Genomic DNA, 24,695 nt, shown 5'->3' on the forward strand with positions numbered 1-24,695 from the left:
CCCCATGGATCGTATCTGAAATGATCCACGTAAAATTCCCATTTGGTGTCGTGCTAATACCGATCGAATTCTGCGGAATATATTTCTTGAATTTTTGTTTTTTCCCAATTGGTATTGGCGGCGGAAGTTGTCCGGCAACGATCTTGAGCGGGTCGGCAGCAGCGACCGCATGCTGGAAACTCTCCAGCAAAAGCTTCTTGTAATCCATTCTGGTAATTGTTTGCGCCGTCGAAGGCGACAACTATAACCGCAATTGCGTGCAAACCGATGCCACGGACACTGAAGTCAGTGGATGATCCTGGTGAGAAAATCGCGCGCCCGGTCGGACTTCGGTGTGTCGAAAAAAACGTCCTTCCGGGTGTCTTCCACGATCCTGCCGTGATCCATGAAAACGACGCGGTGCGCTACTCGCCGGGCGAATCCCATCTCGTGGGTCACGACCATCATGGTCATCCCTTCCTGGGCCAGTTGCGTCATGACATCCAGCACTTCGTTGATCATCTCGGGGTCGAGCGCTGAAGTCGGCTCGTCGAACTGCATGGCGATCGGGTCCATGCACAGTGCGCGCGCAATTGCCACGCGCTGCTGCTGGCCACCGGAAAGTTGTCCGGGAAACTTGTCCTTGTGGGCCAGCAAGCCGACCCGATCCAGGTATTGCAGCCCGCGTGCCGTCGCTTCATCCTTGCCGCGGCGGAGCACCTTGACCTGCGCGAGGGTGAGGTTTTCACGGACCGACAGGTGAGGGAACAGTTCGAAGTTCTGGAACACCATGCCGATCCGGGCACGCAATGCAGAAAGATTGGTGCCCGGGTCGTTCACGCGGATGCCGTCGACGCTGATCTCGCCCTTCTGGATTGGCTCCAGCCCGTTGACTGTCTTGATCAGCGTCGACTTGCCTGAACCAGAAGGGCCGCAGATCACAACAACCTCGCCTTTCTTCACAGACAGGCTGCAATCGGTCAGCACCTGGAAGCTGCCGTACCATTTGCTGACGTCTTTCATCTCGATCATCTTGTGTTTCCAGTCATGTGGGGCAGGCGAATCTGTTTCGGTCTGGTGGCGCGCGTTCAGGAAAGGTTCAACGCACAATCGTGACCCGTCTCTGCAACACTTTCACGAGCAAGGAAAGCGCGAAGCAGATGACGAAATAGACGAGCGCCACGAACAGGTACATCTCGACCAGCCGTCCATCGCGCTGCGCCACCTTCGATGCAGCACCGACGACATCAGTGATCGACAGTACGTACACCAGCGAGACGTCCTGGAAAAGCACGATGGTCTGGGTCAGCAGGACGGGAATCATGTTGCGGAATGCTTGTGGCAGGACTACGTTCGCCATCGCCTGCCAGTAATTCATTCCAAGCGCCTGGGCGGCGCTGACCTGTCCGCGCGGAACCGACTGGATGCCGGCACGCATGATTTCGCAGTAGTACGCGGCCTCGAACAGGATGAAAGTGATCAGCGACGAAGAGAAGGCGCCGACCCTGATCGGCTCGCTCGCGCCGATCAGCCAGGCGCCGATGTAAGGGACCAGGAAATAGAACCAGAAGATGACGAGTACCAGCGGTATGGAACGGATCAGGTTCACATAGCCTGCCGCTGCCAGCGAAAGCGCCCGGAATCGGGACAGCCTCATCATCGCCAGTGCGGTGCCGAACACGAGACCGCCGATCATCGCCAGCACGGTCAACTGCAACGTGAAGCTCATCCCCGTGGTGAACAGGTAGACCCAGGAACGCTCGATCACATTGAAATCGAAGCTGGACAATCAGTGCCCTCCGCCTGCATTGCTGCGGCTGATGTATCCGGGAACAGCGAAGTTTCGTTCCAGCCTGTTCATCAGGAGAACGACGACCACGTTCAACGCGACGTAAATCAGGGTGGCAGCGGTGAACGCCTCGAACACCTGGAAACTGAATTCCTGCATCGACCGCGCCCTCGCGGTCAACTCCATCAATCCGATCGTGAGCGCGACCGCACTGTTCTTGATGATGTTGAGGAATTCGCTGGTCAATGGCGGGATGATGATGCGAAACGCCATCGGCAGCAGCACATGACGGTAGGTCTGCAGCGTGGTCAGGCCCAGCGCCTGCGCGGCCAGCCGCTGCCCCCGCGGCAGCGAGCCGATGCCGGCCGCGACCTGCACGGCAATCCGGCTTGACGTGAAAAAACCAAGACAAAGCACGGCGGTGATGAATGCCGAATTGGGCAGGCTTTTTATCCAGTCCCCGGCAGCAGTGGGCAGCAACTCGGGCACAACGAAGTACCAGAGGAACATCTGGACCAGCAGCGGGATATTGCGGAACAGCTCGATCCAGGCGTTGGCCAGGGCGACCAGCCAGCGTTGCGGGACGGTGCGCAGGGTGCCGACGATAGCGCCCAGCAGCAGCGCCATGATCCAGGCGGACATCGAGGTCGCGATGGTCCACAGCAGGCCGCTGAGCAAAGTGTCGAGATAGGTTCCGGCGGCGTCGGGGGAAACCTCCCAGAAGATCCGCCAGTTCCAGTTGTAGTTCAAGCTACCCCCTCAGCCTTGACCATGGCCACTACAGGCGCCAGCCCTATTTTTTCTGGCTCGGGGGAACGGCTGCGTAGGTAGCGGGATCGCCCGAGTCGGTCGGATTGGCAATCACCGCCTTGAGTTGTTCGCTCATCGGTATCGACAAGTTGATCCCTTTTGGCGGGATCGGCGACTGGAACCACTTCGCATAGATCTTGTTGATCTCTCCGGACTTCATCAGCTTGATGATGGCGCTGTCGACAGCCTTCTTGAACGGCTCGTCGCCCCGGCGCATCATGATGCCGTAGGGCTCGACCGACAAGGATTCTTTGGTGATCGCATAGTCGTTCGGCGACTTCGAACTGGCGGCCAGCGACGAAAGCAGGATGTCGTCCATGGCAAAGGCGACTGCGCGCCCGGTCTCCACCATCAGGAATCCTTCTGCATGATCCTTGGCGGCGAGGATGTTCATCCCCAGCTTGCGCTCGGCGTTCAGTGCGGTCACCTGTTTCAGATTCGCCGTGCCAGCCGTTGACACCAGGGTCTTCCCCTTCATGTCATCAAGCTTGGTGATATTCGCACTCTTCTTCGCCAACAGACGGTTCGCCGTGACGAAGGTGGTGGGCGCAAAAGCCACCTGCTTTTGCCGTTCCAGATTATTGGTGGTGGAACCGCACTCGAGGTCGACCGTGCCGTTCGCCATCAGCGGTATGCGGGTGGACGACGTAACCGGGTTCATCTTTACATTCAGGGCCGTCAGGCCGAGCTGCTTCTGAATGGCTGTGACCGCGCGCAGGCAAAGGTCGATCGAGTAGCCCTGGTAGGACTGCTTGTCGTCGAGATAGGAAAACGGAATCGAGGAATCGCGCACGCCCAGCGTGACGCTGCCGGTGTCCTTGATCTTCTTGAGCGTTCCGGTCAATTCCTGGGCCGTCGCGGCGCCGGCGAGCAAACCCGCTCCAATCAGTACTGCCACCAACCTGGATGCCTTCATTGCCTCTCCTTGCCGTTTTGCCAATCGGCCTAGTGTAGCAAAAGGGAGGCCGGCAGGCGAACTCGTTTCAGTAGATTCACGGATAGAGTCCGCGCATCTCCCGCGCCTGCAACACCCGGGTGCAGCCAACGATGAACGCGGCCGTGCGCAGCGATACCTTGCGGTCTGCAGCCAGTTGCCATACCGCTGCGAAGGCTTCCTTCATGATCCGGGTCAGGCGCTGGTTGATTTCATCCTCGGTCCAGAAGAAGCTGGAGAAGTCCTGCACCCACTCAAAATAGCTCACCGTGACGCCGCCCGCGTTGGCAATCACGTCGGGCAGCACGAGCACATTGCGGTCGTGCAGGATGTCGTCCGCCGCCGGTGTCGTCGGACCATTGGCGCCCTCGATGATCATGCGCGCCTTGATGCGCCCCGCGTTGAGCTCGGTAATCTGCTGCTCCAGTGCGGCCGGAATCAGGATGTCGCAGTCGACATCCCAGAACTGGTCGTTGGGCAACACCTCTGCCTGGGTAAAACCGGTCACGGTGCCGACCGCGGCCACGTGGGCCAGCAGCGACGGCACATCGAGACCGCTTTCCCGGTAGATGGTGCCGCCATGGTCCTGCACCGCAACGACGCGCGCGCCTGCCTGCGCAAACAGCCTGGCTGCGACGCCGCCGACATTGCCAAAACCCTGGACCGTCACACGCGCGGTGGCAATGTCCAGACCGATGTGCCGGGCGGCCTCAACGCCGACGGTGAACACGCCCCGCCCCGTGGCATCGCGCCGTCCGAGTGAGCCGCCCAGGTCGACCGGTTTGCCGGTGACCACACCGGTGGCGGTAGCGCCCTCGTTCATGGAGTAGGTGTCCATCATCCAGGCCATGATCTGCTCATTGGTGTTCACGTCCGGCGCCGGAATGTCCTTGGTCGGGCCGATGATGATGCCGATCTCGCTGGTGTAGCGGCGCGTCATGCGCTCCAGCTCGCCCAGAGACAGTGTCTTGGGGTTGACCCGGATGCCGCCTTTGGCGCCACCGAAGGGCACGTTCACTGCCGCGTTCTTGATCGACATCCAGGCGGACAGGGCCATCACTTCTGACAAGGTCACATCCTGGTGAAAACGCACGCCGCCCTTGCCGGGCCCGCGCGAGGTGTTGTGTTGCACGCGATAGCCTTCAAAATGCGCCACGGTGCCGTTGTCGAGCTGGATGGGCACATCCACAATCAGCGCCCGTTTGGGCCGCCTGAGGGTTTCCGCCCAGCGTGCCAGAGGACCCAGGTAGGGCACGACGCGGTCGACCTGCTGCAGGTAAATGCCCCAGGGGCCAAGATTATCGGCCTGCAGATAGGAGGGGATCGAAGCGGCGACGCTGGCCGCCGCGCTTGTGGCGGGGAGGGTGGCGGCGGCTGGGCTGGACGGTTGTGACATGCAGAAGTACCTTGTGGGTTGATCAAGTCCCGCACTGTAGTGCGCTCCCGCTCCACTGTCTAAGGCCGAGTTCCTCTGCATCTATGCAATAAATTAATAACCAGGCTTGTTGATGCCGATCGGCCTGCCAACTCAGGCGTTGAACTGCAGCGCGGCCAGGCCCGCATAAACGCCGCCTCGTGCCACCAGTTCGGCGTGGGTGCCTTGCTCCACCAGCCGGCCGTGATCCAGCACCACAATGTGGTCGGCCTTTTGTACCGTCGCCAGCCGGTGCGCAATCACCAGCGTGGTGCGGTCGCGCATCGCGGACTCCAGTGCCGCTTGCACCATGCGTTCGCTTTCGGCGTCCAGTGCGCTGGTCGCCTCATCCAGCAGCAGCAGAGGGGGGTTCTTCAGCATGGCGCGGGCAATCGCAATGCGCTGGCGTTGACCGCCGCTCAGGCGCACGCCGCGCTCGCCCAGGAAGGTGTCGTAGCCCTCGGGCAGCGCGCTGATGAATTCGTGGGCAAAGGCCGCCTGGGCTGCAGCCTTGACTTCATCGTCACTCGCCTCGGGTTTGCCGTAACGAATATTCTCCAGCGCGCTGCTGGAGAAAATGACCGCGTCTTGCGGCACGATGCCGATGCGCTGGCGCAGGTCGTGCAAAGCCAGGTCCCGCGTCGCCACGCCATCCAGCAGGATGCGCCCCGAGGCCGGGTCGTAAAAACGAAGCAGCAGCTGAAACACCGTGCTCTTGCCCGCACCACTGGGCCCGACGATGGCCACGGTCTGGCCCGGTTCGACAGTCAATGAAAAATCACTCAGCGCGGCCTGGTTGGGACGCGATGGGTAGTGGAAATTGATCGCTTCGAATTTGATAGCACTCCCCGCAAGCTGCACGGGGGCTGGGGCTGGATTTTTCGGTGATGCAATGGGTGAGCGGCTGCCCAGCAACTCCATCAGCCGTTCGGTCGCACCCGCGGCGCGCAACAAGTCGCCATAGACCTCGCCCAGAATCGCAAAGGCGCTGGCCAGAATGATGACGTACATCACCGTCTGGCCCAGATCGCCAGCGCTGATGCGCCCGGCCATCACGGCCTGCGTGCCCTGGTACAAGCCCCACAAAAGCGCCGCCGAGGTGGCGATGATGATGAAGGCCACCAGCACCGAGCGCGCCCGGGTGCGCCGCACCGCCGTGTTGAAAGCGCTGTCGGTGGAGGCATTGAAACGGGCCGCTTCGCGCCCCTCTGCGGTATAGCTCTGCACGACCGGAATGGCGTTCAGCACTTCAGCCGCAATCGCGCTTGAATCCGCCACCCGGTCCTGGCTGGCACGCGACAATTTGCGCACGCGGCGGCCAAACCACAGGGACGGCACGACGATCAGCACCAGCACCCCCAGCACCTGAATCATCACATAGGGGTTGGTCCAGATCAGCATGCCCAGGGCCCCAATGCCCATCACGGTGTTGCGCAGGCCCATGCTCAGTGACGAGCCCACAACCGTCTGCACCAGCGTGGTGTCGGCGGAGAGGCGCGACAGCACTTCACCGGTCTGGGTGGTCTCGAAGAACTCGGGGCTTTGCTGCAGCACATGGCCGTACACCGCGTTGCGCAAATCGGCGGTCACCCGCTCGCCCAGCCAGCTCACCATGTAAAAGCGGCCGGCTGAAAACAGGCCCAATGCCACAGCCACCGCAAACAGCGCGACAAAGTGCTCGCGCAGCGCCATCACCTGTGCGCCCTTGTCGGATTGCACCAGGCCGCCATCAATCAGGCTGCGCAGGGCGACTGGAAACGCCAGCGTGGCCATGGCCGCCATCACCAGAAACACCAGCGCCAGCCCGATACGGCCGCGGTAAGGTCGCAGAAATGGCAGCAGGCCGGAAAGGGATTTGGGGTTGGAGGACTTGGGGCGTTCGCTTGTCATGGTGAGTCAGGTGGGGGCAGGTTAGGCACGGCGCAAGCACCGAGGTGGAATATGCATGATACAAGGCCCTGGCCCTTATGGATATTGCGCAACTAGCTATTGAATTAATAGCATTTCAAGTGCTGCCAGTGGAATGCCCGGGATTGCTTGAGGCATCCAGGCGATGGCTGGTCGCGGTGCGGGCACATGCCTGTCCCTACAACTGCAGCGGGCTGGAGTAGCCGGTCATCTCCAGGTAGCCGCGCCCAACCAGTTTGCCATTGCTGTCAAACAGCTCGCTCAGGCCTTCCCAGTAGACCGCGCCGGTGGAGGCGCGACTGTCGAGCTCCTGGTTGTCGATGACGGCCTTGACGGTATAAAAGTCAGCCGGCGTGCGCACGATCCATTCCACCGGATACCTGGCCCGGGTCAACGGGCTGGTCCAGTGGCGCACCGGCTTGAACAGGACCTCGCCATGGCTGAAGACATGGGGCGTGCCACCCATGGAGGGGTGACGAAACGAGCCGCCATCCCATAGCGCCTGGCCGGCCTGGTCCCGCAGGCGAAAAGCGGTCAGGGCGCTGCCATCCAGGAGATTCATGCCGATCCAGTCCCAGCCCACCGCCATTGGATGCAGCAGCGCCTGACTCCATTCGTGGTCGAGCCAGGCCGTGCCCTGCACCGGCATCGGCCGCCCATCCAGTGCCAGGGTGCCCGTGGCCTGTAACTGCGGCAGGCTGTAGTAGTAGCTCGCCTGCGTTTCTTGCGGCCCCTTGCGTGACAGACCACGATCACCTTGCAGCAGCAGCGGCTGGGTTTCGCGCAAGGCCAGCTGGAACCCAAAGCCGCTGCCAGCCGCAATGGCTTTGTACTGCGTGGCGTTACGCTCGAGCGACCAGTCGCGCAGGGTGATAGTGGTGTCTTTTTCGCTGGCTTGTGCCACCCCGAAGCCTTCGCGCGCAATGCGCTGGTCGTGCCACAGTTTCTTGCCTGCCACGTCGGTCACGGCCGCGTGCGCAAAGACCAGTTGCCGGGCGGCAAAGGCGGATGTCATGCCCTGTGTGGCGGCCACGCGGGAACGAAAGAACGTGAGCTGAAAACCAAACTCGCGTTCGCCCGAGCGAAGGTGCCCGGTGATGTACCACCACTCGGTACGAAAGTTCGGGTGACTGCCCAGGTCGCGTGGAAACTGCAACACACGCCGGGGCAGCGTTGGTGCTTCTGCCGGTGCCTGTGCCCCTGCCTGCAGAGGCCACAGGGGCATGGCAAGTCCGGCGGCCAGCAGGTGTCTTCGAAAGAGGCCTTTGGTCATCCGGCTGATTGTCGTCGCGATCCGGGGCGTTCGAGGTCGAAACGGCCTGCTCTTTGACACGGATTTGTCACGCCACCGTCACACCGCCCGCACAAGATTGGTTCAAATTTTTCAGAAAGATCCAATCAATGTCACATTCAAGTTCCTGGAGCGGGTCCAGGGCATCGGGTTCCTTTTCGCGCCGTATTCTGGGTGTCCTGTCGCTTGTTCTTGCCGTCGCCCTCCTGGGTTCGGCGTTGGGGGTCTGGTCCTTGCATCGGGTGTCCAACGAGACCGGACGCATGGTCGGTGAAGCCATGGCAACCGAGCGCATGGCGGCGCAATTGCACCGCCACATCTCGGTGAACGTGGCTCGTTCCAAGGCATTTGCGTTGAGCTCGGAGCCTCAGGTCGGCGACGTGCTGACCCCCGAGATCAACCAGACGACAGCGGTGGTGGATGAACTGCTGCGCAGTCTGGGCGGGATGCTGACCAGCCCGGAAGACCAGGCCATCCTTCTTCAAATGACCGACGCCAACCGCGAATTCCTGAAAGCCCGCCAGGACCTGACGGTGGCCCGTGATGGCGGCCTGACGGCGAGCATCGAGCGGGTCTATGTCAGCCGCTTCACGCCGGCGGCGCAGGCCTTGCTGCAGGCCGTGACCCGGCTGGGGGACTCCCAGCGCGCCAGGATTGATGCGTCCGTGGTTCATATCAGCGACATGAGCGTGTCAGCCCAATGGGGGCTGATTCTGTTTGGGTTATTCGCTTTGGTGCTGGGGCTTGTGTTGTCGATCAGGCTCCTGCGCGGTATCACCCGGCCCATCCAGCAGGCGGTGGACACCGCCAATCGGGTCGCGGCGCTGGACTTGACGGAGCGCATTGAAGGGCACGATCACAACGAGGCCGGACGGTTGCTGTGCGCATTGAGTCGGATGCAGGTGTCTTTGGGCACATTGGTGTCCCAGGTCCAGGGTGCCAGTCGCAGTGTGGCGCAGGGGGCAACCGAGATCGCGGCGGGGAACATCGATTTCTCCAGCCGGACCGAACAGGCTGCATCCAGCCTGCAACAGACGGCCGCCGCCATCGAGCAGATTGCCGCGACCATGCATCACTCGCTGGAGGCTGCGTCCCGAGGTGAGGTGCTAGTGAAATCTGCTGCCATGGAGGCAGTCGATGGCGGCACCGCCATCTCCGAGGTGATGCGCACGATGAACGATATCCGCGAATCGTCACGCCAGATTGTGGACATCACGGCAGTCATCGACGGCATCGCCTTCCAGACCAACATCCTCGCCCTGAATGCGGCTGTCGAGGCGGCCCGTGCGGGCGACGAGGGGCGCGGATTCGCGGTGGTGGCGGCCGAGGTGCGCACGCTGGCGAACCGCTCTGCGGCGGCGGCGCGGCAGATCAAGTCGCTGATCAGCGCCTCGGTGCACAAGGTGGAACTGGGCACCAGCAAGGTTGGTCAGGCGCGCGACACCATGACCGCCATCGTGGATTCCGTTGGGCGCGTGGCGCTGGCCATTGGTGAAATCACCGCTGCCACCCGCGAACAAAGCAGCGGCATGTCGGAAATCAACATTGCGGTGAATCGCCTGGATCAGATGACCCAGCAAAACGCCGCAGCCGTCGAGGAGTCCGCTGCGGCCACGCGGAGCCTGCAGGAGCAAGCGGGTGATCTGCGGGATATGGCTGGTCGGTTCAGGCTGCCGGGCCTTGTGCTGGCTCGTCAGTGACCTGGGGCACCGTCGCTGTTTCCGGCCCGTCGCGGCGAACGGTGGCGGCTGGGCTGATTCGAGATCAACCCAGCGCTGGCCCATCGGTCCTGCTGCGCAGCAAGCGAATGATCTCCGGCGATCCCGCCTCCTGTGCGACGGTGAGCGCAGTTGTGCCAGCAAAGGGCTCTTCGATCCTGATGGCGTCGCTGGCAATAAACAGTTCGACTGCCAGCTGGTCTGCCCGACGAATAGCCGCAAAGAACTGCGCCTGATCGAAGTACTGCAAGCCCATGGCGGTGAGTTCCTTGCGGGCACCCAGTGCGGACCATCGACGCTGTGTGGCACCGAGGGGTGCACGGGTCGATGTTGCTGGTGCGGCGCTGCGCGTTTGGACCGGTGGTGTCGCGGACCTGCCGGTAACGCCTGCCGGTGCGTCGGCCCCCGCAGTCAAGCCCTTTCTGCGGGGGATCTGATTGTCATCGAGCAAGGTCTCGATACGGGCGAACACTTCGAATCGGGGAAAGGGCTTCTTCATGAAGTCGTCGGCACCAATCCGGCTGGCGTAAAACTGCTCGGTGGCGTGCTCATTGCCGCTGATCATGATGACGGGAATGTCATGCGTCGCGGCATCCCTGCGGATGGCCCGCAGTGCGCCAAAGCCATTCATGCCCGGCAGGATGATGTCGAGAAAAACCAGGTCCGGTTTTTCTTCGTTGATCAGCGCCAGACCCTGCTCGGCATTGGCAGCGTCGCGAGTGTCGTAGCCCGCGGAGCGCAGTATTCTGCGCAACACCGCAACGACTGTGGCCGAGTCGTCAATGATGAGGGCCTTGGTTCCGTGACGGGCATTCTTGCGCTTGCGATGCCGTCGATCAAAGCTGGCCGCAACCGATCCGTCAAGCGAAGGTGACTTGCCCTCGGCGGCTGTGCGTTCTTCCGCCTCGGCTCTTTTTGAGGCTGCCCAGAACCGGTCAAAGATACTCATGCTGTTGCTTTTCTCCTAGGGGTGGACCCGCACAGTCAACCCAGAATGTCAAATGAAACAAAGTGTAGCCATTCTGCATGATCGTCGCGTTGATATGCCGCGTTCAGCTACCAGTCTTCCTTCACGGCCAGGATCGCATCCTTGCCCGCAGCCGCTTTGCCCGCTAGCCAGGCAGTGACGGTGCCGGCCAGCACCACGGCCAGGCACAGCGCCAGCAGCCGGGCCCAGGGCAGCATCAGCTCCATCGTCCAGTGAAAACTCTGCGGGTTCACCACATGCACCAGCACCACCGACACCGCTAGCCCCAGGCCGAGGCCGGCAATGGCACCCAAGGCCGTCCAGGCCGCGCCTTCCAGGGCGACCACGGTCAGAATTTGCCGCCGTGTCAGGCCCAGGTGCGCCAGCAGGCCAAACTCCTTGCGCCGCGCCAGCACCTGGGCACTGAAAGATGCCGCCACACCAAACAGGCCGATGGCGATGGCGACCGCCTGCAACCAGTAGGTCACGGCAAAACTGCGGTCAAAGATTCGAAGCGAGGTGGCGCGGATCTGGCTGGCTGTGCCAAATTCGAGCAGCTGGCCCGCGCCAGGACCGGACTGGTCGGCCAGGGCGCGCAGGGCCCGCTGCACGCGTTCGGCGCCAAGCCCATCGACCAGCCAGAGGGCCAGGTCGTTGGCGCGCCGGTCGCCGGTGAGCCGCTCAAAGATGCGCTTGTCCATCGCAATGGCGCCGGATTGTCGCGCATAGTCACGCCACACGCCCGCTACAAAAAACGTAGCTATAGGCGCTTGTTCTACGAGGGCTAGAGGCCTGAAAGAGTCTGAAAGTTGGGTGAACACCGTGCCCATGCGGGCGCCATGCAGGTCGACCATGGCCTCGCTCACATAGATGCCGATTTGTCCTGGCGGTACGGGCAGTGGTTCGCCAATGAGCGGCAGATCGCGCGCCGGGTCATTGAGCGCGCGTGCAATGAGCGCCACCGCCGGTCGGGCCGGGTCCAGCAACAGCGCCAGCGTGCGCTGGGGCTGCACCCGCTGCACGCCCGTCACTGTGGCCGCTGCCTGCACAAACTCCGGCGTGAAATACACCGTGTCAGTGGCTCCCAGGCTGGCGGCGCTGCGCACATACAGATCGGCGGGCAGCACCCGGTCCAGCCACTGCGTCACCGAGTCGCGAAAGCTCGCCACCATGACGGTCAGCGCCACTGCCAGGCTCAGCGACGCCACCACGCCGCTAACTGCGACGGAGGCGCTCTCGCGCACCCGGCGCGCGCGCTCCACGGCCAGCAGGGGCAGTGCATGACGCGCCAACAGCGGCGCCAGTTGGTCCAGCAGCAATGCAATCAACCACGGCAGCGCGGTGATACCGCCTACCAGCAGCAGCGCGACCGACACATAGGCTGCCAGGGGAATGTCATAAATGGCCGGAGCCCTCGAAAACAGTGCGCCAGCCGCTATCAAAATGATACTCACCCAGTGACTGCGGCGCGTCACCAGGCTGCCACCCAGTCCTTTGAGCGTTTGCGCGAGTGGCAGGCCCTGCGCCTGCCGTGCCGGCCACCAGCCACCTACGAGCGCAGCCAGCACACCCAGCGTGCCGTACGCGAGGGCCGCCCATCCGTTCCATTGCAGCGCCGGGGCCACGCCGGCAAAGTAGCCACCACCCAGATCACCACCCAGTACCTGCAAGGCCAGCGCGGCCAGGCCGGTGCCCAGGGCAATGCCGGCCAGGCTGCCCACCGCTCCCAGCGCGAGCGACTCCCACAGTACCAGACCCAGCCGGTCGCACCCAGTCAGACCCAGCACGCCCAGGAGGGCGAATTGCTGCGCGCGCTTGGCCACACTCAGGGACAGGACGGAGAACACCAGGAAGGCCCCGGTAAACAGGGCGACCAGGGCCAGCACGGTGAGATTGACGCGGTAGGCGCGCGACAGGTTGCTGACGCGCGCTGCCGCGTCGCCGGGCTCGGTCACTGTCACATCGGGCGGCCAATCGGCGGCGCCTTGCAGGGCACGCACAAAGGCTGCCCGGTCGACGCCGGTGTGCAGGCGGATATCGATGCGGGAGAGTTGGCCCTGGCGGTCGAACAGTTCCTGTGCCGCGCCAATGTCCATCACGGCCAACGGCGCGCCACCGGCGCTGACGCTCCCGGCAACTGTTACGGGTTTGACTTGCAGTGCACTCTGCAACTGCAATTTGTCGCCGCGCAGGCGCTGGCGCGCGGTGGCATTCAAGTACAGCGTGTTGGGCGAGAAATACGCCAGGCGGTCGGCGCCAGCAGCGGGCCGCGGCATGAGCGCCGGGGCCACAGTGGCCACCACGAGGGCGTCGACCCCGACCACGCGCAGAGGCACACGCTGCGCATCGCCAGCGAGTGCATAGGTGCTGACTTCCAGCACCGGGGAGGCCACGGCGACTTGCGCATGGTTGGCGACTCGCGCAAAGACCGCTTCGTCAAAGTTGCCTTGTACGCCGCGCAGTTCCAGGTCCGGTTGACCATTGACGGAGCGCACTGCCTGTGAAAACTCGTCCAGCGCCGAGGCGTTAATCAGTTGCACGGAGAATGCCAGCGCTACGCCCAGCATGACGGCGACGACGGCCGCTGCGTTGCGCCACGGATGGTGGCGCAATTCCTGCCACGAAAAGGTTCGAAGAAGAGCGAGCACAAGGGAGTCTACCCCCAAGCGCCGCGCTGTCTCAGCGCATCAAACGCACAATGCCCAGTGCCTTGAGCACGTATTTTTCGTAGATCGGCTCGGAGGTGCCGTTCTTCATTTTGCTCATGAAATACTTCTCAAAGGCGATCTTGGCCAGGTGAACCCACTTGCCCTTCTTGAACCAGTTGACGTTGCGCGGAGGAATTTGCGGCAAGGCCACAAAGGCAGCGCCAGTATCGCCAAAGTCGGCCAGGCAGATGGCATTCCAGGTGGCCTTGGTGACCACCGGTTGCCCGGCCAGCTCATCGGCAATGTTGTGCACGATGGCGCTGACCATGGTTTCGATCATGTAGCCGGTTTTGGGTGCCCCGGTGGGCACCACGGTTGCCTCCACTGGTGGAATGGCCACGCATACCCCGGCAGAGAAGATGTTGCGGTAGGCCTTGCTGCGCTGGTGCTCGTCGATCAGTACGAAGCCGCGTGGGTTGCACAGGTTGGGCACGGCGGCGACTGCGTCCACGCCCTTGAAGGCGGGCAGCATCATCGACATCTTGAATGGCACCTCATGCTCCTTGAAGACGCCTCCCTGCGAATCAAGCTCGGTCACAAAGAGCTTGCCCGCTTCCACCTTGGTGGTCTTGGCGTTGGTGATCCACTTCATGTCGTGGCCGCGCAACTCCGACTCCAGCATGCCCTTGCTGTCGCCCACGCCACCCAGCCCCAGGTGCCCAATGTAGGGCTCGCTGGTGACGAAGGTAATTGGAACCTTGTGGCGAAGTTTGCGTTTGCGCAGGTCGGTGTCGAGGATGAAGGCGAACTCGTACGCCGGACCGAAGCAACTGGCAAATGGCATGGCACCAATCACGACCGGGCCGGGGTCTTTCAAAAAGGCCTCGTAGTCCTTGAAGAATGCCTGTGCGTGGTCCACCGTGCAGACGGAGTGCGTGTGCCCGCCATGCGGTCCGGAACCCGGCACTTCGTCGAAGAAGAGCTTGGGTCCTGTGGTGATGACCAGATAGTCGTAGTCCAGCGTGTCGCCCCCGTCCAGCGTCAGGCGGTTGGCCTGCGGGTCAATGGCCGTCACCGCCTTGGCAATGAAGCCAATGCCCTTTTTTTCGAGCAGCGGTGCAATCGGCAGGGTCACCGTCTCACGGTCACGCCAGCCCACCGCAACCCAAGGGTTGGAAGGGGTGAACTGAAAATAGTCCACCGCGCTGACGACCGTGACGCGATGCTCTTTGGGCAGAGTTGCGCGCATTTCGTAAGCGGCGGGCATGCCGCCGATACCTGCGCCCATGATGACGATGTGTGCCATGAGGTGTGCTCCTGTTGTTAAAGGTTTATACGCTGAGCTTACAGGGTGGGTCAAGAAATAGGAGCGGAACTATTGACTTGACCCCGTGTTTCCCTACCAGCGCCAGTGGAACTGGATACCGATGGCCTGCTGTCACATCGTTAGGGTCTGCAATTGCCTCAGAAACGATGGCTGTACATCAACTGCAAGTTCGTCTGCCCATGCGAAATTGCTGGACCAGCACCGCTGTTGACCGTCTCTGAAGGCGCAAGGGTCAGCGACGCATTGAACTCCCCTGCCTGCGACACCTTGTAGCCCAGACCCAGCGTGACGTGGCTCTTCACAGTCGCCGGGAACAGGGGGTTGACATAGGCATCAGGAATCGGGTTGTCAGCCAGATTGAGACCGGCACGCAGGGTTAGCTGTTCATTGGCCTTCCAGGCCATGCCCAGACTCAGCACGGTCTGGTCTTTCCAGTTTTGCGGCATCGAAAAACTCACCGAACCACCCATCACAGCACTGTCATAGCGCATTTTGAAGCTCTTCATGGCGTCAGCCCAGCCGATGTATTTGAGGTCAGCCGCCAGCAACAACGCTGGCTGGGCTTGCCAACTGGCACCCACCGCGAAAACCGAGGGCATCTGGAAGTCAATCACGGTGAGCTGGCCGCTGTCAGTAAATCCCGTGGAGGCTGTCATGCTGGCCGCGCTGCTGGACGTCTTCATGTCATCCAACGCGGACTTGAACTGGTAGGAACCCCCCACGGTCACGTCTTTGTTGACCTTATAGACAGCGCCAAGGGAGGCCCCGAAACCGGTGGCCTTGGCGGCGCCGGTGAAGTCATTGCTGTCGGAGAAGTTGATTCGCGCCCAAGTGGCTGTATTCAATGCGCCGCCAGCAATCGCACCGCCAAGAGCACCGGACCCGCCCGTAACCATTCCACCCAATTGCGCAGGCGTTGCCGCAAATAGCATGTCCAGTGAGGACCACATGAATTTCAGGGTGGCGCCTACCGTCAAATTTGGATTGACCTGGTACGCAACCGGAAAGATGACATTTCCCACGCCAAGCTCCGATCGCACCGGCGCACCCGAGCCCATGGCCAGGAACGAAGTCGCCTCGTACTCGGTCCCCATGCCGCCCTGGGCAAACATGCCAATGCCGTAGGTATAGGCACCACTACGCCTGGTGTAGCCCAAAGCAGGCATGACATAAGACGTGCCACTCGATTTGGCGTCCATGCCCATCATGCTGCTCTTCACATCAGGTCCCAAAATGCCAAACGCCACATCGAGGCGCGAGGTGCCGTCAGGCATCAAGCCCAGCGTCGCCGGGTTTGCTGCCATGGCAGCGTTGCCATGGTCAATCGCCTGGGATGCACCGCCCATGCCGGTAGAGATGGGACCATAGCCCTCCATCAGCATTCCATTCGTGGCGTGTGCCGAACCGGCTGCTAGCAGCGCGCAAAGAGGTGTCAGACAAAAAAGTGTTCTGGATGCTTTCATGGTGGTCTCCGATAGTTGTAATGAAGGGAAGCGCGGGTTTTTCACTGGGATGGTGATCGGTGGGGGAGGGCGGACGGCTACAGCGGCTCGGGGCTTACCAAAAGCCCAGCAAACGGCCTTTGGCGACTTTGGACTCGATGCGTTTAAGCGGGCTGTTGCCAATTTTTATGCAGTCGCCGCTTTTCACATCGAACTCCCATTGGTGCTTGGGGCAGGTCAGGGTGCTGCCCTTCAGCGCCAGTTCCGGTATGTCGGTGCTCTGGTGCGGGCAACGGCTGTCGTAGACCTGAAAAGTCTTCCCATCGCGGTAGATAAACAGGCCGCGACCTTCGCATTCGGTGCGTATGACTTCACCGTCCTTGACATCGGCGCTGGCCAGTACATCGTGCCACTGGCCGGGGCCAGGCGTCGGGCCGAGGAGGGCCTCGGGCTGAAACCCGGGGATATTCATGTCCAGAATGATGTCCACGGCCCAGATGATCTTGGCCAGCCCCAATGCCGGAAACGCCATCAGCAGCGCATCCAGAACCTCCATGGGCGTGCAGCCCTCGCGCAGTGCGCGCCCCAGGTATTGGCGAAAGCCGCGTTCGGTCTGAGCATGGACCTTGGTGATGACGGAAATGAGATTCCTGGTTTTCGGGTCCAGATGCTGGCCGGCATCCTTTAAGAAGGCGAAGTAGTGGCCCAACGCCTCGGGCCGGGCCTTGAGGAGGTAGTTCAGTGCGTCACTCATGGCAGGGGAGACTCCTTCGACTATTGAGAATGAAGAACCAGCACAGGATGTTCTGAAAGCCCCATCACCTTTTGCGCCACGCCACCGAGCAGGGCGCGGCCAATGCGGCTGTCGCCGCGGCTGCCCATCACGATCAGGTCGGACCCGCTGCTGGCCGCCGCGGCCAGGATTTCCTTGAATGGGTTTCCGCTGAGTACCTCGCCTTGTGCAACAAGACCACCAATGCGCACTTGGCTCAACATGTCGGAAACGAAGGCTTCCGCCGACGGACGTAGTCCTTCGGCGGCAATCACGCTCACCAGATGCAGCGGCAGTCCACATTGGGCGGCAACCGCAGCCGCCGTGGCGACCACCTGACGTCCTTGCCCGCTGGGCTCTGCCGCAGCCAACACGCGCTGGCGCCACATGCGACTCTCCCGCGGCACGATCAACACATGACATGGCGCGTGCGCAACCACTTTGCTCACCATCTCGCCCACCAGCAGATTTGCCAGAAAGCTCCGCTTGCCACGGCGTCGGATGATGATCACGTCGCTGCCTTGTTCTTGTGCTTCCTGCACGATCTCCCGATAAGGTTCCTCACCCCGGCGCACGTGCAGATCGATCGTCACACCGACCGTCTCCGCCTGGGCGCGCAACTGGCCGATCTTGGTCGAAGCTTCCCGCTCGGCCCGCGCCGCAATCTGGGGCGCCAGCGCTTCATATTCCGGATTGCTTACCAAGGGGACGACGGTGGCCAGCGGCAGCTGGCAGCGCTGCGCCAGATCCATGGCCACCGTTTCGGCGCCCGTGTCGAATTCGGTGTGCTCGGTGGCCAGCAACAGATGCGAAAAGAGTCCTGCCATGCTCAATGCCCCCCCGTCAAAATGCCTGATGCAGCCAATCCGATGACCAATGCGATCAGGGCACAGAGACCAGCATAAACATAGTCGCGCCGCTTCAGGTACAAAGGGATCAAGCCCAGCAAGGGGGGCAGCGAACAGCCGGCCAGCAGTGCAATGCCGATCAGGTTGGACAAGTCCCCTTTGTGCGCCAGGGCTAGCCAGCCCCAGCCGGTGGGGGTGCCCGTGCTTTGCAGGTAGGCACTCACCGGCAGGTTCCAGACCTTGGGCAGGTGTTCCAGCGGTACGTGTGGCTGCAGGAGCCCGAACAGGTAGGCCGCGAAACTCAGGATGAGCGCCAGCACGCCAACGCGCGTGCCCCAATCCAGCAACAGCGCGTAGCGCGAAGCCTCGGCTTGCTGCTCTTGGGCGTTCGTAAGGTTTGGTGTGTTCATCGATTGGTCGCTCTCAGACCCACAGGCCCAAGCCTTTAAGCAGGGCGCGGATGCCCGCAAACAGCAGCAGTGTGATCACCATTTTGCGGATCACTGACCCCTTGAGCACATGCAGCAGGCGGGCGCCGATGCGCGCGCCCAGCATCATGCCCACCACCGAGGGCACGGCGATCATCGGCAACACGGCGCCCCGGTTCAGGTACACCCATGCGGCCGAGGAATCCACCAGCGACAGCACGAGGCCGGAAGTCCCGGCCGAGACCTTCAGCGGTGCGCCCATCAGCAGGTTCAGTGCGGGCACGTTGGCCCAGCCGGCGCCGATGCCGAACATGCCTGCCATGACACCAATCGCCAGAAACAGTACCAGACCCAAAGGGGTGCGGTGCACCTGCCAGTCAATGGCACGCCCGGAGGCGCCGTCGATAAAGACCCCATGAATACCCAGCGCGGAGGACAGCCGGTCGGGTTGCGCCACATGCGGAAATTCTGATTTCTTCGACATCAGCATGAGTGCCACGATGCCCAGCACGATCAAGCCCAGTGCCGTCTGGATCGCCGAGGCGGGAAGTGCCAGACCGAGCAGGGCGCCGGCAATGGAACTCATGCAGGCCAGCAGTGCCAGTGGAAGCGCCAGGCGCAGGCTGGCCAAGCCCCCGCGCAGCAGCAACGGCCCGGCCGCCAGTGCACTGGCGAGCGCCACCAGCAAGCCCGCACCACGCACAAAGTCCAGGTGAAAGGGAAAGAAGCCGCCGATGATCGGCACAAATAGCGTGCCACCGCCAATGCCCGCGGGCACCGCCACAATGCCAATGAAGAAGCAGGTCACAAACAGCGCCAATGGCCAGAACCACCAGGGCAGGGGACTTGTTGGCGCCACACTGCCAGCGGCCTGCACGGGACCGGCCAGGAGCAGAACCAGAAGGATGGCCAGCATCAGCCATGGTCGACGCAGCTGCTTGAGAAATGCCAGTATGGGCGGTGTGCGAGTGGCAACGTCGTGCATGAAGGGGAATCGGGTTGTTTTGTCGCCGCTGATGTCAGGTTCACATTGCCTTGCGGATCGTCATGGCACCGCGAATCTGGCCAATGGAATAGCCAACCCCTTTGTCGCCGGGATACAGCGTGCGCAACTGCGTGATGACTTCCGGCTTGAGGGATTCAGGCGCACCATGGCAGGCCAGGCATATCTGCTGCACGGGAAGCGCCTTCATGTAGCGATATTCCTTGCGCTCAGCCTCGGTCACGACCTCCCATTTCTCCAGTGTGGCCGGGCCTTCGCCAGCGGCGGCGCGTCGGTCAAAGTCTTCCAGTGTGGCCCGCTCCCAGGCATCGGGAACCGCCTTGGGGTTACGCTCGCGCAGGCTGACACGCCGGATGGCCCAGCCGGTTTGCTCGGATGCCGCCTTGGCCATTTGCGGTGCTTTTTCCCGGCAAACGCCAATGGCGGATTCCGGTCCGCCTTTGGCGATTTCTTCAGTCAGCACCTGAAGCAGTTTGGGTGGCACAGAACTAGCGACTTTGCGCGCCTCGATCAGCCAGGGCGCATCCTCGGCCAAGGCATTCAGGCTGGCGAGCACGGCCATGGACAATAGAATTTTGCGCATGGAAAATTCCTTTCAGGAGATCGTTTGGTAGTAAAGGTTTTGCGGGTGGTTGGCCTGGGCAAAAAAGAACCAGCGTTCTGCCAGCAAACCCACATACTGCAGCGCGAAGGCCGCCCCCAGCATCCCGATGGATGAGGCATTCACGCCAACGGCCAGACACAGCAGCGGCAGGGGAAATACCATCAGCAGGAAAGCCCATTTGACTGAACGCAGCACCGCTGCGCTGCGGCCGTGGAAGAACTCGCGTGTATTGAACGAGCCGCCCATGAAGCCCTGGGCCTTTTGCACGATCCGCGGGTGTTTGACACCAATGGCACTTTGCAGGGTTGATTTGGGTTTGAGACGGGCATTGCGCACCAGCGACGCACTGCGTGTGATCAGCGCCAGCAACGTCAGCACGACTGCGGCTGAGGCGTAGGGCACAACCAGAGTGGACATGCCCAGAACGGCCGCCAGGAGCGTCGCCAGCGTCAGGCCTGAGGCACAGCCCAGCAGCAAATAGTTCACCAGTGTCAGCGGGCTGGCCCACTCTTGCAGAAAGCGCACCGAGGCGTAGATCATGGCGGTGCAGACGAACAACGCCAGGCAGACCAATGCCACCGCAGCGCCAATGAGCACCGTGCTCCCGCTCAAGCCAAGAAAGTGGGCGCCCCCATAGAGGAACAGTCCCAGCATGAACAACGGCAGCACGATCACCTCACGCGACAGCCAGGAGGTGCGCCACATGGCAGCGGAACGCCATGCGCGCTCCGGGCGACCCAGGTGGAAGAACGAGGCAAACAGCCCCAATCCGGTCAGCACCAGCGCGACCCCGTTTCCTGCAAACAGGAAGCGTTGGCTGTCCTCCGGGGCGAGTCCGCCGAGGCCTGAAATTTCAGTGCCGTAAAGCGCGAGGAAAAGTCCTTGCGCGGCGCCGATCAACGTGGTCAGAAAGATGACTGAAAAAGCAGGTTGCATAGCGTGCGGGTGGTGGGGTTCAGGTGGCGAAGTCTTCGCGACCGGGGTCACGGTGCGCGTGCTCGGGCTGCTTGCCGTCAATCTTCAGCGGGTTATCAACGCGCTCCAGGTCTTCGGGGTGAATCCGGACTTCGGTCTTGCGCCGGGGCAGGTAGTGGTTGGCCGGACGTGTGCCCCATTCGGGCATGAGCTGATAGCCGCCACGTTCCGCGATGGCTTTCGAGACAATGGATTCCGGATCATGCACATCGCCGAACAGGCGCGCGTTGGATGGACAGGCCAGCACACAGGCCGGTTTGCGCTCGGGCTCCGGCAATGCCGTGCTGGTGACACGGTCCACGCACAACGTGCATTTGGTCATGACCTTGCGCTCTTCATCGAACTCTCGTGCGCCATACGGACAAGCCCAGGTGCAGTACTTGCAGCCTATGCATTTGTCGTAATCCACCAGCACAATGCCGTCTTCGGCCCGTTTGTAGCTGGCACCCGTAGGACATACCGGCACGCAGGGCGGCTCTTCGCAATGCAGGCAGGATTTGGGGAAGTGCACCGTTTGCGTGTTCGGGAATTCGCCCACTTCAAAGGTCTGCACCCGGTTGAAGAAGGTGCCGTTCGGCTCGGCGCCGTAGGGGTTGAGGTCCACCAGCGCGCCCGCCGTACCGGACGTGTTCCATTGCTTGCAGCTGGTCACGCAGGCGTGGCAGCCAACGCAGACATTCAGATCAATGACGAGAGCCAACTGGGTCATTTGTTGTCTCCCTTGCCCGCAAAATAAGCCTGCAAGCGCGGGAGCACTTGCCGCATTCCGGGTGCTGCAGACACCGCCTTGAACTGGGGCCAGGTTTGCTCGGGCTCGTCGTCTTGTGCCTTGTAGATCCGTACGCGCACGTCGTACCACGCGGCCTGCCCGGTGATGGGGTCCGAGTTGGACAGCGACGCGCCGTTGCTTCCTGCCGGCAATTCCTCCGAGATCAGGTGATTGAGCAAAAAGCCGCGCTGCGATTCATTCGCGTCGGGCGTCAGGTTCCAGGCGCCCGCGGATTTGCCGATGGCGTTCCAAGTCCATACCGTGCCGGGTTCCACGGCTTCCGAGTAGCGGCACATGCAGCGCACCTTGCCCCACTGTGACTCCACCCACATCCAGCCGCCATCGGCAATGCCCGCGGCGCTGGCCGTCCTGGTGTTGACGAACAGGTAGTTGTGTGTGTGAATCTGGCGCAGCCAGGCGTTCTGCGAGTCCCACGAGTGGTACATCGCCATCGGGCGCTGGGTGATTGCATTGAGCGGGTATTTGGCGGTGTCGGTGGCCTGTTCTTCCAGGGGCACGTAGTAAAAAGGCAGTGGGTCGAAGTAGGTCTCCACCCGCTTGCGCAGGTGGTCTGGCGGTTGTTTGCCCGGGCGTTTGCCCTGGGCGGCGCGACGGAAACCCTGCAGGAATTCGGAGTAGATGTGGATGACGATCGGATCCTTGTCACGCCGGATACCCACCTTTTGCGCCCACTCCATGTAGCCGCGGTTCCAGTTGCGCATGTACTGGTACTCCAGCGGCATCTCGTAATGGAACACGCAGTTGTTCTTCTCGTACATCTCCCACTGTTTGGGGTTGGGTTCACCGCGCATGGACTTTTCGCCGCCCTTGCCGCGCCAGCCCGCCAGGAAGCCGATGCCCGAGCCCGGGGCTGTTTCGTAGTTGACGATGAAGTCCGGATAGCTCTTGAACTTGCGAGAGCCGTCCGCCTGGGTAAAGGCCGGCAGCTTGAGCCGGCCAGCCAGCTCCACCAGTACTTCCTGAAACGGTTTGCACTCGCCTTTGGGCGCGACCACCGGGATGCGGACTGAATCAGCCGGGCCATCGAATTCGGATATCGGGCGGTCCAGCATGGACATGCAGTCGTGCCGCTCCAGGTACGTGGTGTCGGGCAGGATCAGGTCGGCAAAGGCCGTCATCTCCGACTGGAAGGCGTCGCACACCACGAGGAAGGGAATCTTGTACTCACCGCTGTGCTCTCCGTCCGTGTGCTTGTCATTGAGCATCTTGCGCACTTCGGACGTGTTCATGGTGGAGTTCCACGCCATGTTCGCCATGAAGATCAGCAGGGTGTCAATGCGGTACGGGTCGCCGCGCCAGGCGTTGGTGATGACGTTGTGCATCAGGCCATGGGCGGACAAGGGATGTTCCCAGGAGAAGCCTTTGTCGATGCGCACCGGCTGGCCCTGATCATCCACAAACAAGTCATCCGGGCTCTCAGGCCAGCCCAGCGGCGCGCCGTCCAGCGGCGTATCCGGTTTTACCGCCTGCGGCCCCTTCGGTGGGCGCGCGTTGGGCGGTACCGCACGGGGATAGGGCGCCTTGTGCCGGAAGCCACCGGGTCGGTCGATGGTGCCCAGCAACGACATCAGAATTGACAGCGAGCGAATCGTCTGAAAGCCGTTGGAGTGTGCCGCCAGTCCCCGCATGGCATGGAACGCCACCGGATTGCCTTTGACTGATTCGTGGCGTTTACCCCAGCTATCGGTCCAGGCGATGGGCAGTTCTATTTTCTGGTCGCGGGCGGTGATGCCCATTTCATGCGCCAAGCGGCGGATGGTGGCCGCCGAAATGCCGGTGATGCCCTCGGCCCATTCGGGTGTGTAGGCTTTGACGCGCTCCTCCAATAGCTGGAAGGCCGGCACCGCCGGCGTGCCGTCAGGCAGTTTGAAATGCCCCAACAATGCCGGGTCGGCGCCTTCTGCGTGATCGGCAACGCCCTGGTCGGTGAGTCGGTCCCACCAGTAGAAGTTGGCCGGGCGTAGCGGGTTGACGACATCGCCTTCCGGGTTGCGCAGCATCATGCCGAAGTCATCGCTGCTGGCATCCTGATTCACCAGTTGGCCGGCATTGGTGTAGCGCGCCAGAAACTCGCGGTCATACAGCCCCAGCTTGATGAGTTCATGGATCAGCGCCAGCAGGAGCGCGCCGTCGGTGCCCGGCTTGATCGGCACCCACTCGTCGGCGATGGCCGAGTAGCCGGTGCGCACCGGGTTGATGGAGACAAAGCGGCCGCCATTTCGCTTGAACTTGGACAGCGCCGCTTTCATCGGGTTGGAGTGATGGTCTTCGGCGGTGCCGATCATCACAAAGAGCTTGGCGCGTCCCAGATCGGGGCCACCGAACTCCCAGAACGACCCACCGATGGTGTAGATCATCCCGGCCGCCATGTTGACCGAACAAAAGCCGCCGTGCGCGGCGTAATTGGGCGTGCCGAACTGGCGTGCAAACAGACCGGTCAGTGCCTGCATCTGGTCGCGGCCGGTGAACAACGCGAATTTTTTCGGGTCAGTCGCGCGGATTTTCTTCAGGCGCTCTTCGAGCATCGAAAAGGCGGCTTCCCATTCGATCTCCTCAAACTGGCCTTCACCGCGCTCGCTGCCGGGCTTGCGCAACAGGGGTTTTGTCAGCCGGGCCGGCGAATACTGCTTCATGATGCCGGAGGAGCCCTTGGCACAGATCACACCCTGGTTCAGCGGGTGTTCGGGATTGCCCTCGATGTAGCGCACTTCGCCATTGCGCAAGTGCACACGGATGCCGCAACGGCAGGCGCACATGTAGCACGTCGTATTGCGCGTCTCGGTGGTGGCGCCAAGCAGCGGCGGGCGGCAAGGGTCGTGAAGCGGTGTGGCAGACATGCGGTGGGTATTCTTCTGGCGGGCAGGGTGTGCGGAGTGACCCTATTAAAGACAAGGGCACCCGGCTCCGTCTATAGCCGACACGGGTAACCCGGCGTAACCCAAATGGGTAGCGTGCCCCGTTTTTAGTTGTCCCAACCCGATTTCAGGCCCGATCTGGCCCGGCCCGGTCATTTCATGGGGGCTTCGGGTTTTTACGATAGATCAGTTC

The 24,695-nt window shown here is 62.1% G+C and carries 21 protein-coding genes; 1 reads left to right on the plus strand and 20 read right to left on the minus strand.

Annotated elements, in window-relative coordinates:
• The 8 genes from Q7T10_RS00755 to Q7T10_RS00790 form a co-directional block, all read right to left on the minus strand.
• Positions 1-208: hypothetical protein (locus Q7T10_RS00755; protein WP_304744831.1), on the minus strand; the 208-nt coding region annotated here is incomplete at its 3' end.
• A 77-nt stretch (positions 209-285) separates the two neighbouring features.
• The gene (locus Q7T10_RS00760) at positions 286-1,011 is read right to left on the minus strand and encodes an amino acid ABC transporter ATP-binding protein (RefSeq protein ID WP_304744833.1); all 726 of its coding nucleotides are present in this window, start codon (positions 1,009-1,011) and stop codon (positions 286-288) included.
• A 67-nt stretch (positions 1,012-1,078) separates the two neighbouring features.
• Positions 1,079-1,768 (minus strand): amino acid ABC transporter permease, encoded by a 690-nt coding sequence (locus Q7T10_RS00765; protein WP_304744835.1) that lies wholly within the window; start codon positions 1,766-1,768, stop codon positions 1,079-1,081.
• Positions 1,769-2,518, minus strand: coding sequence for an amino acid ABC transporter permease (locus Q7T10_RS00770; protein ID WP_304744838.1), 750 nt, complete (start codon positions 2,516-2,518; stop codon positions 1,769-1,771). It lies immediately after the preceding gene.
• A gap of 43 nt (positions 2,519-2,561) precedes the next feature.
• Positions 2,562-3,494: an amino acid ABC transporter substrate-binding protein gene (locus Q7T10_RS00775; protein ID WP_304745164.1), complete on the minus strand. Its 933-nt coding sequence runs from the start codon at positions 3,492-3,494 to the stop codon at positions 2,562-2,564.
• 76 nt (positions 3,495-3,570) lie between these two features.
• Positions 3,571-4,908 carry a Glu/Leu/Phe/Val dehydrogenase gene (locus Q7T10_RS00780; protein WP_304744840.1) on the minus strand — a complete coding sequence of 446 codons (1,338 nt, stop codon included), beginning with the start codon at positions 4,906-4,908 and terminating at the stop codon, positions 3,571-3,573.
• A gap of 132 nt (positions 4,909-5,040) precedes the next feature.
• The gene (locus Q7T10_RS00785; RefSeq protein WP_304744842.1) at positions 5,041-6,816 is read right to left on the minus strand and encodes an ABC transporter transmembrane domain-containing protein; all 1,776 of its coding nucleotides are present in this window, start codon (positions 6,814-6,816) and stop codon (positions 5,041-5,043) included.
• 196 nt (positions 6,817-7,012) lie between these two features.
• Entirely contained in the window at positions 7,013-8,107 is a 1,095-nt protein-coding gene (locus tag Q7T10_RS00790; protein ID WP_370653705.1) for a lipocalin-like domain-containing protein, read from the minus strand.
• 128 nt (positions 8,108-8,235) lie between these two features.
• On the opposite strand from Q7T10_RS00790, the gene Q7T10_RS00795 reads away from it, so the two are divergent.
• Positions 8,236-9,825 carry a methyl-accepting chemotaxis protein gene (locus tag Q7T10_RS00795; protein ID WP_304744844.1) on the plus strand — a complete coding sequence of 530 codons (1,590 nt, stop codon included), beginning with the start codon at positions 8,236-8,238 and terminating at the stop codon, positions 9,823-9,825.
• Positions 9,826-9,889: 64 nt separating this feature from the next.
• Here the strand turns inward: Q7T10_RS00795 and Q7T10_RS00800 are convergent, their stop codons facing one another.
• From Q7T10_RS00800 to Q7T10_RS00855, 12 genes are all read right to left on the minus strand, one after another.
• Positions 9,890-10,792, minus strand: a complete 903-nt coding sequence (locus Q7T10_RS00800; protein WP_304744846.1) for a PleD family two-component system response regulator — start codon at positions 10,790-10,792, stop codon at positions 9,890-9,892.
• Between the two features lie 107 nt (positions 10,793-10,899).
• Positions 10,900-13,458 (minus strand): FtsX-like permease family protein, encoded by a 2,559-nt coding sequence (locus Q7T10_RS00805; RefSeq protein ID WP_304744848.1) that lies wholly within the window; start codon positions 13,456-13,458, stop codon positions 10,900-10,902.
• Between the two features lie 31 nt (positions 13,459-13,489).
• Positions 13,490-14,764, minus strand: coding sequence for an NAD(P)/FAD-dependent oxidoreductase (locus tag Q7T10_RS00810; RefSeq protein WP_304744850.1), 1,275 nt, complete (start codon positions 14,762-14,764; stop codon positions 13,490-13,492).
• Positions 14,765-14,922: 158 nt separating this feature from the next.
• On the minus strand, positions 14,923-16,248 hold the full coding sequence (locus tag Q7T10_RS00815; protein ID WP_304744852.1) for an OmpP1/FadL family transporter: 1,326 nt from the start codon (positions 16,246-16,248) through the stop codon (positions 14,923-14,925).
• 94 nt (positions 16,249-16,342) lie between these two features.
• Positions 16,343-16,981 (minus strand): Rieske 2Fe-2S domain-containing protein, encoded by a 639-nt coding sequence (locus Q7T10_RS00820; RefSeq protein WP_304744854.1) that lies wholly within the window; start codon positions 16,979-16,981, stop codon positions 16,343-16,345.
• Positions 16,982-17,001: 20 nt separating this feature from the next.
• The gene (locus tag Q7T10_RS00825) at positions 17,002-17,826 is read right to left on the minus strand and encodes a universal stress protein (RefSeq protein ID WP_304744856.1); all 825 of its coding nucleotides are present in this window, start codon (positions 17,824-17,826) and stop codon (positions 17,002-17,004) included.
• A gap of 2 nt (positions 17,827-17,828) precedes the next feature.
• Complete coding sequence (locus Q7T10_RS00830) at positions 17,829-18,257, minus strand: hypothetical protein (protein WP_304744858.1); 429 nt, start codon at positions 18,255-18,257, stop codon at positions 17,829-17,831.
• Positions 18,258-18,270: 13 nt separating this feature from the next.
• Positions 18,271-19,260, minus strand: coding sequence for a sulfite exporter TauE/SafE family protein (locus Q7T10_RS00835; protein WP_304744860.1), 990 nt, complete (start codon positions 19,258-19,260; stop codon positions 18,271-18,273).
• Between the two features lie 40 nt (positions 19,261-19,300).
• Positions 19,301-19,861, minus strand: a complete 561-nt coding sequence (locus Q7T10_RS00840; protein ID WP_304744862.1) for a DUF3365 domain-containing protein — start codon at positions 19,859-19,861, stop codon at positions 19,301-19,303.
• Between the two features lie 12 nt (positions 19,862-19,873).
• Complete coding sequence (locus Q7T10_RS00845; RefSeq protein ID WP_304744865.1) at positions 19,874-20,818, minus strand: DmsC/YnfH family molybdoenzyme membrane anchor subunit; 945 nt, start codon at positions 20,816-20,818, stop codon at positions 19,874-19,876.
• A gap of 19 nt (positions 20,819-20,837) precedes the next feature.
• The gene (soeB, locus tag Q7T10_RS00850; protein ID WP_304744867.1) at positions 20,838-21,566 is read right to left on the minus strand and encodes a sulfite dehydrogenase subunit SoeB; all 729 of its coding nucleotides are present in this window, start codon (positions 21,564-21,566) and stop codon (positions 20,838-20,840) included.
• Positions 21,563-24,484, minus strand: coding sequence for a molybdopterin oxidoreductase family protein (locus tag Q7T10_RS00855; protein WP_304744870.1), 2,922 nt, complete (start codon positions 24,482-24,484; stop codon positions 21,563-21,565). The genes soeB and Q7T10_RS00855 overlap by 4 nt, the downstream gene beginning before the upstream one ends.
• Between the last annotated feature and the right edge of the window lie 211 nt (positions 24,485-24,695).

It is taken from the genome of Rhodoferax sp., from assembly GCF_030646845.1.
Classification (GTDB): domain Bacteria; phylum Pseudomonadota; class Gammaproteobacteria; order Burkholderiales; family Burkholderiaceae_C; genus Rhodoferax.